Source organism: Flavobacterium sp. (assembly GCF_035299005.1).
In the GTDB taxonomy this organism is placed as follows: Bacteria; Bacteroidota; Bacteroidia; order Flavobacteriales; family Flavobacteriaceae; genus Flavobacterium.
Map to the genome: position 1 here is coordinate 585,087 of NZ_DATGXL010000014.1, position 11,277 is coordinate 596,363.

An 11,277-nucleotide genomic window follows, 5' to 3' on the forward strand; every position below is an offset into this window, starting at 1 on the left:
GGATTTTCTATATTCTAATTTTCAAGAGCATTCCAACCTCTTGCTTTTAATTCAATTTTTGTATTGGCTCGAGTTACAAGATGTATACCTTCGCTAGCTTGCGTCATATGCCCGATAACAGTGAAGTTTGGATTCCCTTTGATTTTATCATAATCCCCCATTTTTATTGTAAATAACAATTCATAATCTTCGCCACCGCTTAAGGCAATAGTTGTAATGTCTAAATTAAATTCTTCGCACACATTAATTAATTGTGGATCAACCGGAATTTTTTCTTCATATAAGTTACAGCCTACATTACTTTGTTTGCACAAATGCATAATTTCAGACGATAATCCGTCAGAAACATCAATCATGGCAGTTGGTTTAAATTCTAATTTTTCAAACAATTCTTTTAAGTCTTTACGTGCTTCTGGTTTTAATTGTCGCTCAATTAAGTAGGTATAAGGTTCTAAATCAGGCTGATTGTTTGGATTTACCTTAAAAACTTGTTTTTCGCGTTCTAAAACTTGCAATCCCATGTAAGCTGCACCAATATCACCTGAAACCACTAATAAATCAGATACTTGAGCGCCATTTCTATATACAATGTCGTCTAAATTTGCTTCACCAATTGCAGTAATACTAATGATTAATCCTTTTTGTGAAGAAGTAGTATCACCACCAATTACATCTACATTATATACTTTTGATGCCATAGTAATTCCATCAAATAATTCTTCTAGCGCTTCAAGTGGAAAACGATTCGAAACTGCGATTGAAACGGTAATTTGTGTTGGCTTAGCGTTCATGGCACAAATGTCAGAAATGTTAGCCACAACAGCTTTGTAGCCCAAATGGCGTAATGGCATATAAGCTAAATCAAAATGAACACCTTCGACCAATAAATCGGTAGAAATTATTGCTTTTTTTGAACCAAAATCTAACACAGCAGCATCATCACCAATACTTTTTAAAGTGGATTCTTGATTAATTGTAAAATGTTTGGTTAAATGATCGATTAAGCCAAATTCGCCTAATTGTGACAAACTTGTTTTGGCTTGGTCTTTATTTTCTAACATGGCTTAATTTTTTGCAAAGATAGTATTTATGTGTCGATATGCCAATGCCTCAATTTGTAATATAAGAATAGATGTTGACTAATTGTCTAGTTCATTTAATTTATCATAAATCAAATGGGTTTCATAACCTTTACGCAATAAAAAATCAACAAATTTTTTGTTCTTCTTATGTCCTTTTCGTTCAGTACTATTTTCCCAATTTTTTTCAGCTAATGCATGAAAACTTTCTAAATAATTTGCTTCCGAAATTTCTTTTAACGCAATTTCAATGATTTTAGAAGAGATATTTCTGAACTTCAATTCGTTTATAATGCGGTTTTTGCCCCAAAATTTATAATTGTGCTTGCCACGAACGAAACTTTGTGCAAAACGTTCTTCGTTAATGAAATTATTTTCGATGAGATAAATTAAAATTTGTTCTTTTTCGGAAGGTGAAATTTTATAGGAATATAATTTTTCTTCAACTTCTTTATAGCAGCGTTCTTGGTAAGCACAATAATATTCTAATTTCCCTTGTATTTGTTGAACAGAAAGAGTTTCGGTGTTTTTGTTTTTCAATTTCTTAACGATTTCTTAAGCAAGATTATTAACAAAAATACTGATTATCAAATAAATTTGCATAAATTAGCCAGCTTTTTTTTAAATAAAAGAGGCAATAATTAGATACCCCCTAATAATTATGAAAATAAGATTACTTCTGATTACTACATTATTCTCGGCTTTAAGCTGGGGACAAATATCGATACCAAATACTACACCAATAGTAGAAAATTTTAATTCTTTAGGAACAAGTGCAACCGCAACTTTGCCGACAGGGATTAGGGTTAACTCTGTTTCTAATTACACAACTGGTTTATCTGCTACTACTGTTGCTTATGGTAGCACTGGTGCAGGAGTAGTTACAGGAACTTCTGGCGGAGGTTGTGTGAATTGGGCAAATGGAATTACCGCATCATCTACAGATAGGGCATTAGGTTTTCTTACGACTGGTTCTTATACAAGTCCAAGATCGATAATTTTAGCATTTCAAAATACAGGTTCAACAAATATAACTGATTTAGCAATCTCATTTGATTATGAAAAAATTAGATCGGGGACAAGAGCTTTTAATTGGACTTTTTTTCATGGTTCAATAGCAACAAATGTGAACACTTCAGCAACAGCAGGAGATCAAACATATGCGGCTGATGCAAATAATACAACTATAAGTAATCCACCTTCTGTGATAAATAAATCCTTTTCTTTGACGGGTTTGTCAATAGCTCCAGGAGCAGTTTATTATTTATGTTGGACATATACTGGTCTTGCAGGTTCATCAAATTCTCAAGGAATTGGAATTGATAATTTAAGTATAACAGCAACTTTTGCGCCAGCGGTAGTTGATGCAGTAGACTACTGCAATTTACAATCACCAGCCAATGGAACAATTACACAAGGAGGAGCTTTTAATGTGTATGCACAAGCTTATGAACCCGGAGTTACTGAAGCAGCAGGTATAGGAACAGGAATTTCTGGTTGGATAGGATATAGTCTTGCAAATACAGACCCGAGTACTGGAGGATGGACGTGGATTCCTGCAACTTTTAATACTCAGGTGGGAAATAATGATGAATTAATGGCTGATATTGGTACATTACTTACACCAGGAACGTATTATTATGCTTCTCGTTTTCAATTAAATGGAGGGCCATTCAGATATGGAGGGTATAATGGTGGCTTTTGGAATGGAACTACAAATGTAAATGGTGTTTTAACAGTTAATCCATCAGTAGTTGATTATTGTAATATACAGTTTCCAGCAAATGGAACAATTGTGGCAGGCGCTCCTTTTACGGTTTATGCACAAGTGTATGAGCCGGGTGTTACAGAAGCAGCTGGAGCAGGAGCTGGAATTCAAGCTTGGATAGGTTACAATACAACAGATAATGATCCTAGTTTAGCGGCTTGGACATGGTTACCAGCAACATTTAATGTGCAATCAGGAAATAACGATGAGTTTCAACTAGAAATAGGTTCGGCTCTTCCTGCGGGAACATATTATTATGCTTCTCGTTTTCAGTTAGGAACAGGCGCTTATCGTTATGGAGGATATAATGGTGGTTTTTGGAATGGCACCACCAATGTGAATGGAGTTTTAACTGTTACCGCTCCAGAAATTAATCTTCTAGGTAATGCAACTCCTATTTCGGATGGAGACGCTACGCCAATATTAGCGGACGACACTAACTTTGGAAGTGTAGTTGTATCTAATAATATTGTTAAAACATTCACCATTCAAAATACTGGAAATTCTAATTTAACAGTTTCAAATATTACATTGGGAACTGGTGCAGTTTTCACAATTGGAGGAATTACTTTGCCAGCTTCTATTACAGCCGGAAGTTCAACAACTTTTACGGTTACTTTTAATAGTGCAGTTGCAGGATCTTTTAATGATATTGTCACTATTACAAATAATGACAATAATGAAGGGGTCTATGATTTTGCTATTACAGCAACTGCAACAGCTGCAGTGTTAAACTGTGCAGACTTATTTATATCAGAATATATTGAAGGAAGTAGCAATAATAAGGTTATAGAAATTTATAATCCAACAGCGGCTCCAATTAATTTAGCTACATATGATTTAGCTTACTATAATAATGGTAGTGCTACGGTATCAGCAACTTTTGCTTTATCAGGTACAATACCAGCTTATGGAACTCATGTGGTGTGTAATTCCGCTTCTTCTGCGGCTATTTTAGCATTGTCTAATCAAACAACAGGAGGGATGACTTTTAATGGGGATGATGCAATTGCTTTAAGAAAGTCAGGAGTTAATATTGATATTGTTGGTCAAATTGGGCTTGATCCAGGATCAGAATGGGGAACAGGTAACCAATCAACTGCTGACAATACAATTATTAGAAATTTTGCCATTCAAATTGGAGATTCAAATGGAGCAGATGCTTTTAATCCAGCAACAGAATGGACAGGTTATGCTACGGATTATATTGCTGATTTAGGAATACATTCTTCTTCATGTGCACCTGCAATGCCAGAAATCAATGTGCAAGGAAATGTAGTAACAATTGTTGATGGAGATACAACGCCAGTTGCAGGAGATGATACTTTCTTCGGTTCAGCTGATGTATCGGGTGGAACTGTTGTTAAAACATTTACTATTCAAAATATTGGAACAGCAGTATTAAATATTGGGGCTATTACAATTGGAGGTGTTCATCCAGCTGATTTCATTGTAACTGCTTTACCATCTGCAACAGTTGCTGCAGGTAGTTCTACAACTTTTCAAGTAACTTTTGATCCATCTGCAGTTGGTTTAAGAGATGCAACAATATCAATAGTAAATGATGATACAAGTGAAAATCCATATAATTATTCAATTCAAGGAAACGGATTTATCACTCCTAGTATTGTTTTGAATTCTGCTAATCCTGCAGTTACTGCTTCAACTATAACACAAGGAACTACTAATAATGTAATTTATGCTTTTGATTTAAGTGTTGCAGGCGCAAACGCTACGCTTAATAATGTGGTTTTTAATACATCTGGAACTTATGCGGCTTCAAATATTACCAATTTTAAATTATGGTATTCAACAGATGCAACATTTAATAGTGGTGTAGATTCCAATATCGAAAATGAAACAGCAACATTAGGAGTTGGTTCACATACTTTTACAGCTTTTACACAAGTTATAAACGTAGGAACAACAGGTTATTTCTTTATTACTACAGATATACCATGTACTTCTACAGATGGAAATACAATAGTAGTTAATGCAATTACAATTGCTGATTTAACATTTGTGTTAGGAAATAAATCAGGAACAGCATTTCCTAGTGGTACACATACAATTCAAAGTGCTATACCAAATAACGTAACTGGAGCAATAACTTCTGTTTGTGAAAACGGATCAGCAACAATTAGTTGGATCGCTCCAGCGGGTTGTAGTGATAATATATTGGTTTTTGCAACAAGTGGAACTTTTACAGCTGCAATTCCTTCAGGGACAGGGGCAGCTTATACTGATAATTCATTGTTTGGAGCAGGCTCTGCTTTTGATGGAGGGTTTACAGTATATAAAAACACTGGAACATCTGTAACTGTTACAGGGTTAACAAATGGAACAACCTATAGATTTAAAATTTTTACTAGAAATGATTTGAACTGGAGTAGTGGGGTTGAAGTAACTTGTACACCAGTTATGACATATTGCAGTTCAGGAGCAACATCTAATTTAGACTCAGAAATAGAAAACGTTGTTCTTGTAGGAGTAAACAATACAATTTCTAATAATACAACAGATGTTTGTACTACAGGTGTTAATAATTACACAGCTATGAGTGCTGACTTAGAAGTTGGTGCATCATATAATTTAAGTGTAGAATTTGGAGATTGTAGTAATGGAACTCAATATGATGGTGCAGCGGGTGTTTGGATTGATTGGAATAGCGATGGTGATTTTGATGATGCAAATGAAACTATAGGAACAACATTGGTAGCTGTTTCAACTGGAAATGTAATTCAAAATTTCACCATTACTGTACCAGGAGCTCAAGCTTTAGGTTTTTATAGAATGAGAATTGTACAAAGAGAAGCAGGTACATTAGCTACAATTGCACCTTGTGGAACATTTACATATGGTTCAACAGAAGATTATACAGTTGAAGTGATAAATTCATGTGTACCAACGCATAGTATTGTTTCTTTTACTCCTACTTCTGGTCCAGCAGCTACTGAAATAACAATAACAGGTAATGGTTTTACCGTGGCTACACAGGTTGCTTTTGATGGTGTTGCAGCCGTTGTTACTTATGTTAATGCAACAACATTATTAGTTGAAGTTCCTTTAACCGCTTCTGGTGTAATTCAAGAAGTAACATTAATTGAAGGAGGATGTTCAATTAAATCAGCTACAAGTTTCACATTAATTGAGAGCTCTGGGTCGTGTACATCATCAGCTTTTACAGATTTAATTATTTCAGAAGTTTATGATTCAAATGGAGGAAATGGTTGGTACATGGAATTATATAATCCAACAGCAGTTGCAATTGATTTGGATGCGATAGGAACTGATTATGTACTTGAACGTTATGCAAATATTGGAGATGTGGCTCCATCGAGAACTATTGATTTAACAGGAATTGTACCTCCTTATAGTGTATTTACATTGCGAATTGGAGATGCTTCACCAAATCCTTGTAGCAGTATTGTTTATGATTTTACTTCACTTGGCGCAGGAATTAATGAAAATGATGAAATTAGATTAACTAAAAATGGAGCACAACATGATGTAGTGTATTGTCCAAATGAAATTGGATATACTATCACGAGAAATGTTGGAGGAACAGGCCCGTCTGTAGTCTACAACGCAGGTGATTGGACATTAAATTCAACAGAAACGTGTACTGATATCGGGTTGTTTACATTACCAAATAATTTACCAACGGTTACCGCAAATCCGACAGATGTAAATGGTTGCGGAACTACTGCTAGTTTTACAGTAACTGCGACCCCTTCTGGAGTAGGAGTTTTAACATATCAATGGTATTATAATGATGGAGTTGCGGCGGGATGGACAGCTGTCAATACGGTTTCTTTTGCAGGTGTTATAGCTTCAGGGTTTACTACTACTACATTAGATTTGTCAGGTGCTATAGGGAATATTAATGGGTATCAATTTTATTGTGCAGTAATTCAAGATGGAACTTGTACAGCAGTTTCAGATGCAGCTCAACTAAGAATATTATCAACCACATGGAATGGTACAACTTGGTCAAATGGAATTCCAAACTTAACAATTTTAGCAATAATTAATGGTCCATATAATACAACAACAAATGGAGATATTGATGCATGCAGTATTGTGGTAAATACCGGGTTTACAGCAACTATTACTTCTGGACGTTATTTTAATATTCAAAACGATGTTACTGTAAATGGTACATTAAATGTATTGAATAATGGTTCACTAGTTCAAATTAATGATTTAGGAATTAATACAGGAAATATTTCATACGAACGAATAGCTTCGGTTAAATTGCAAGACTATGTCTATTGGTCTTCTCCAGTAAGTGGATTTGATGTAAATAGTGTTTCGCCATTAACACCAGCATATTATCATTGGTTATGGAATCCAATAGTTGCAAATCCAAACGGAGGTCAAGGAAACTGGCAAAATGCATCTTCATTTATGACAGCTGGTCAAGGGTTTATTGTGAGAGCGCCAAATGGTTTTAGTAATGTTGTAAATCAAAACTGGACGGCTAATTTCAATAATGGTGTGCCAAATAATGGGGTCTATACTCCAGTAATTTCTAGAGGAAGTGATATTGGAGCAGGTTCAGCAGGGCCAAACGGTGTGATGCGACTAGCTACTGATGATAACTGGAATTTGTTAGGAAATCCATATCCTTCTGCAATAAGTATAAATTCATTTTTATTAGCAAATCCTCAATTGGATGGTTTTGTAAGACTTTGGACTCATGGTACATTGCCTAGTAGCGCTACAGTTGATCCTTTTTATAATGATTTTGTGTCTAATTATACAGCAGCTGATTATATTGCAATTAATGGATCTGGCGCAACTAGTGGAGCAGGAACTTTAAGCGTTGTTGGTGGCGGTCAAGGATTCTTTGTTTTAATGAATCCAGGTGCTGCAACATCATCGACAGCATTGTTTAACAATGCAATGCGAGACAAAAACTACTCAAATAGTCAATTTTATAGAATCGGTTCCGAAGACAAAAACATGATTATTGCTCCATCTGAAAGAAATGGAATTTGGTTAGATTTGGTTAGTCCTGCAAATGAAACTACAAGAACATTAGTTGCATATGTTACAGGTGCAACTCATGCTAGAGATAGAATGTTTGACGCAATTACAGATTATAAAAACGGACAAAATTTTTATTCTTTGTTAAATGACGATATTTTTGCAATTCAAGGTAGAGCAGTTCCATTTGATGTGAACGATAAAGTAGATATGGGAATTAAAGTCCCTACAGCTGGAACCTATACGATTGCTATAGGAGAAGTTGATGGGTTATTTACTCAAGGTCAAGATATTTATTTAGAAGATAAGCTATTAAATATAATTCATGATTTAAGAGCAAATCCATATTCATTTACTAGTATCGCAGGACAAATAAATGATAGATTTGTTTTGAGATATACTAATACAACTCTCGGAAATGATGATTTTGAAGATTTTGAGGAAACAGTTTATGTAGTTTCAAATGATATAATAGAAGTTGTTTCTGCTAATGAAGTTATCCAAAAGGTTGAAATATTTGATATCTTAGGAAGAAAAATAGTAGAAGAACAAAATATTAATTCAAACGGAATTAAGTTTAATTCTATTTTGAAAACAAATAGTGCTTTGGTAATTTATATTACGTTAGAAAACGGTAAAAAGATTATTAAGAAGACAATTTATTAGATAAAATAATGCCATATGTTTAAAAAACCAGCTAAATTTTAGCTGGTTTTTTATTTTAAATTTTATTCTATGCTATGTAATTTAAAATAAGTTTATTATGTTTGTGTTTAGAAAACCCCCTAATCTAATACTATGAAAAAAACAATACTATCATTGTTTTTCTTCTTGGCTATGTTATCTATGTATGGACAAGAAAAAAGCGCTTGGAAACAAGTAGAAAAATCACTTAACTTTTCTCAAGAAAAAATTAGAAGATCAAGTTTACCAACTGATTACAAGCTGTATGAATTTGATTATGAGATATTCACAAAACAATTGGTTAATGTTCCCAATAGAGATAACTTTTTTGGAGTATCTGATGTAATTGTGTCTATCCCATCTGTAAATGGAGAATTTGAAGAGTATAGAATTGTTGAAGCGTCAACTTTTGAAGAAAGTTTACAAGTACAATTTCCTGAGATTCGTTCTTTTGCTGGTCAAGGAGTAAAAGATCCTTCAAAAGTTATTCGTTTTAGTTTGTCACCTTATAATGGACTAAGTGCTATAATTCGTTCGGGTTCAAACAAAACAACATTTATTATTGATCCCATATCAATGGATTACAAAACAGTAATTGTTTTTGATAGGGCAAAATCTACAAAAGCAGCTGGAAATTTTATTTGTACAACAGAAGATGCTGTAAAGGAATTTGGTCCTGAAATTAATAAAGGAGGAAATGAGATATTAAATAATGCCGATGATGCATCTTTGAGAAGATTTAGGATGGCTCAATCATGTACGGGCGAATATGCAAATTATTTTGGAGCAACAAGTTCTGCTCAGGTTGCTTTGGTAATGGCTGCGTTTAATGCAACGTATACACGTGTAAATGGAATTTTTGAAATGGATTTTAATGCTACAATGGTTCTTGTGGCTCAAACAACTAATGTAATTTATTATAATCCTGCAACAGATCCATATTCTCCATCAGCAAGTATGGCAAATTGGAATGTAGAATTACAAAATAATTTAAGTTCTAACTTAACGGGTCCTGCAACGTCTTTGGCTGCTAATAATGCAGCTTATGATATTGGACATCTTTTTGGAGCTGATGGAGGTGGTGGAAATGCTGGATGTATAGGTTGTATATGTACAAATGATACAGCAAGTACAACAGATGAAAATAAAGGTGCGGGAATAACATCTCCTGCAGATGCAACCCCAGAAGGTGACTTTTTTGATGTTGACTATGTAGCACACGAAATAGGTCATCAAATTGGAGGAAATCATACATGGACATTTGGTGGTGATGAAGGAACAATTGCTCAGGTAGAACCAGGTTCGGGTTCAACAATTATGGGATATGCAGGTATTACTGGCGCTACTGATTTACAGCCTCATTCAGATGCTTTTTTTCATGCAGTTTCAATTCAACAAATTACAAATAACATCAAATCTAAAGCTTGTCCAACTATAATTCCTATTGCTAATGCAGTTCCTTCTGCAAATGCTGGGGCAGATAAAACATTGCCTATCGGAACGCCTTTTAGGCTGACAGGTATAGGAACTGACGCTAATACGGGAGATGCGTTGACTTACATTTGGGAACAAATGGATGATAATAATGCTGCTACAACTAATCCTACTACTACCGCTACAACAGGAGTAGCTTTTAGATCATGGATTCCGTCAACTGATAACGTCAGAATTTTTCCAAGAATTGAAGATTTGTTGGCAAACGGTGTTAATGGAAACACATGGGAAAAAATTCCAACGGTTAATAGAACTATGAATTTTAGATTTACAGTTAGAGATAATAAACCCGGTGGTGGAGCAAATGAAAGTGATAATATGGTGGTTACTTTTACAAGTACAAGAGGACCACTTGCAGTAACATCACAAAATGTTGCTGGGATTAATTACCCTCAAGCCTCAACACAAACTGTTACATGGACTGTTAATAATACTAATTTAATGACAGGAGCAGCAAATGTTAATATTAAACTTTCTACAGATGGAGGTTATACATATCCAATTACATTAGTAGCTAATACACCTAATGATGGGACACAAACTGTAACTATTCCAAATGTTTTTGCTCCATATTGTAGAATTATGGTCGAACCAACAGCTAATGATTTTTTTGCAATAAATACGGTTGATTTTGCAATTGGATATACTGTTTCACAGGTATGTAATTCATATACAGGTACACCAACAACAGGCACTATTCCACAGGGAAGTTATTCAGGTTGGTCAATCAATATACCAGATAGTTTTACAATTTCTGATGCTAATATTACAACAGCAATTACACATCCAAGAAGAAATCAAGTATTCGCATTTGTTAGAAGCCCTCAAAGTGTAGATGTAGATTTATTTCAAGGAGGTAGTTGTGCAAATACAATTACAAATTTGAATGGAACTTTTGATGATGAATCAGCAACAGTTGCAGGGTGTGGAACTTCAAATAATTTTGGAAACATGAGACCTTTAACATCATTAACTGGTTTCGATGGATTGAATTCAGCAGGGAATTGGATTTTTGCTGCTGCAGATGCTGCCACAGATACAAGAACAGGAACAGTAAATAGTTTTACTATTCAATTGTGTTATAATTCAATTGTTGAAACTCCAATCGCTTGTGGTACAATTTCCACCACCTGGAATGGTTCTTCATGGAGTAATGGCGCTCCATTGCGTAATGTTGCTGTAACCTTTGCGGGGAATTACACTTCTACTGGAGATTTAGAAGCTTGTTCAGTAACTGTTAATAGTGGTGCCAATGTAGTT

The 11,277-nt window shown here is 34.6% G+C and carries 4 protein-coding genes; 2 read left to right on the forward strand and 2 right to left on the reverse strand.

Features of this window, described 5'->3' with window-relative positions; translation table 11 throughout:
• Nucleotides 1-14 precede the first annotated feature (14 nt).
• Complete coding sequence (gene thiL, locus VK164_RS11505; RefSeq protein ID WP_324209481.1) at nt 15-1,061, reverse strand: thiamine-phosphate kinase; 1,047 nt, start codon at nt 1,059-1,061, stop codon at nt 15-17.
• Between the two features lie 78 nt (nt 1,062-1,139).
• The gene (locus VK164_RS11510; protein WP_324209482.1) at nt 1,140-1,619 is read right to left on the reverse strand and encodes a regulatory protein RecX; all 480 of its coding nucleotides are present in this window, start codon (nt 1,617-1,619) and stop codon (nt 1,140-1,142) included.
• Nucleotides 1,620-1,740: 121 nt separating this feature from the next.
• Between VK164_RS11510 and VK164_RS11515 the strand changes: the two genes are divergently transcribed.
• A complete protein-coding gene (locus VK164_RS11515) occupies nt 1,741-8,505 on the forward strand; it encodes a choice-of-anchor D domain-containing protein (protein WP_324209483.1) in 6,765 nt (2,254 codons plus the stop codon).
• Between the two features lie 132 nt (nt 8,506-8,637).
• On the forward strand, nt 8,638-11,277 hold a 2,640-nt coding region (locus tag VK164_RS11520; RefSeq protein ID WP_324209484.1), incomplete at its 3' end, for a reprolysin-like metallopeptidase.

Excerpts from the sequence above, each read along its gene's own strand:
- thiL (WP_324209481.1), bottom strand. The coding sequence starts at position 1,061 with ATGTTAGAAAATAAAGACCAAGCCAAAACAAGTTTGTCACAATTAGGC.
- VK164_RS11515 (WP_324209483.1), top strand. The coding sequence starts at position 1,741 with ATGAAAATAAGATTACTTCTGATTACTACATTATTCTCGGCTTTAAGC.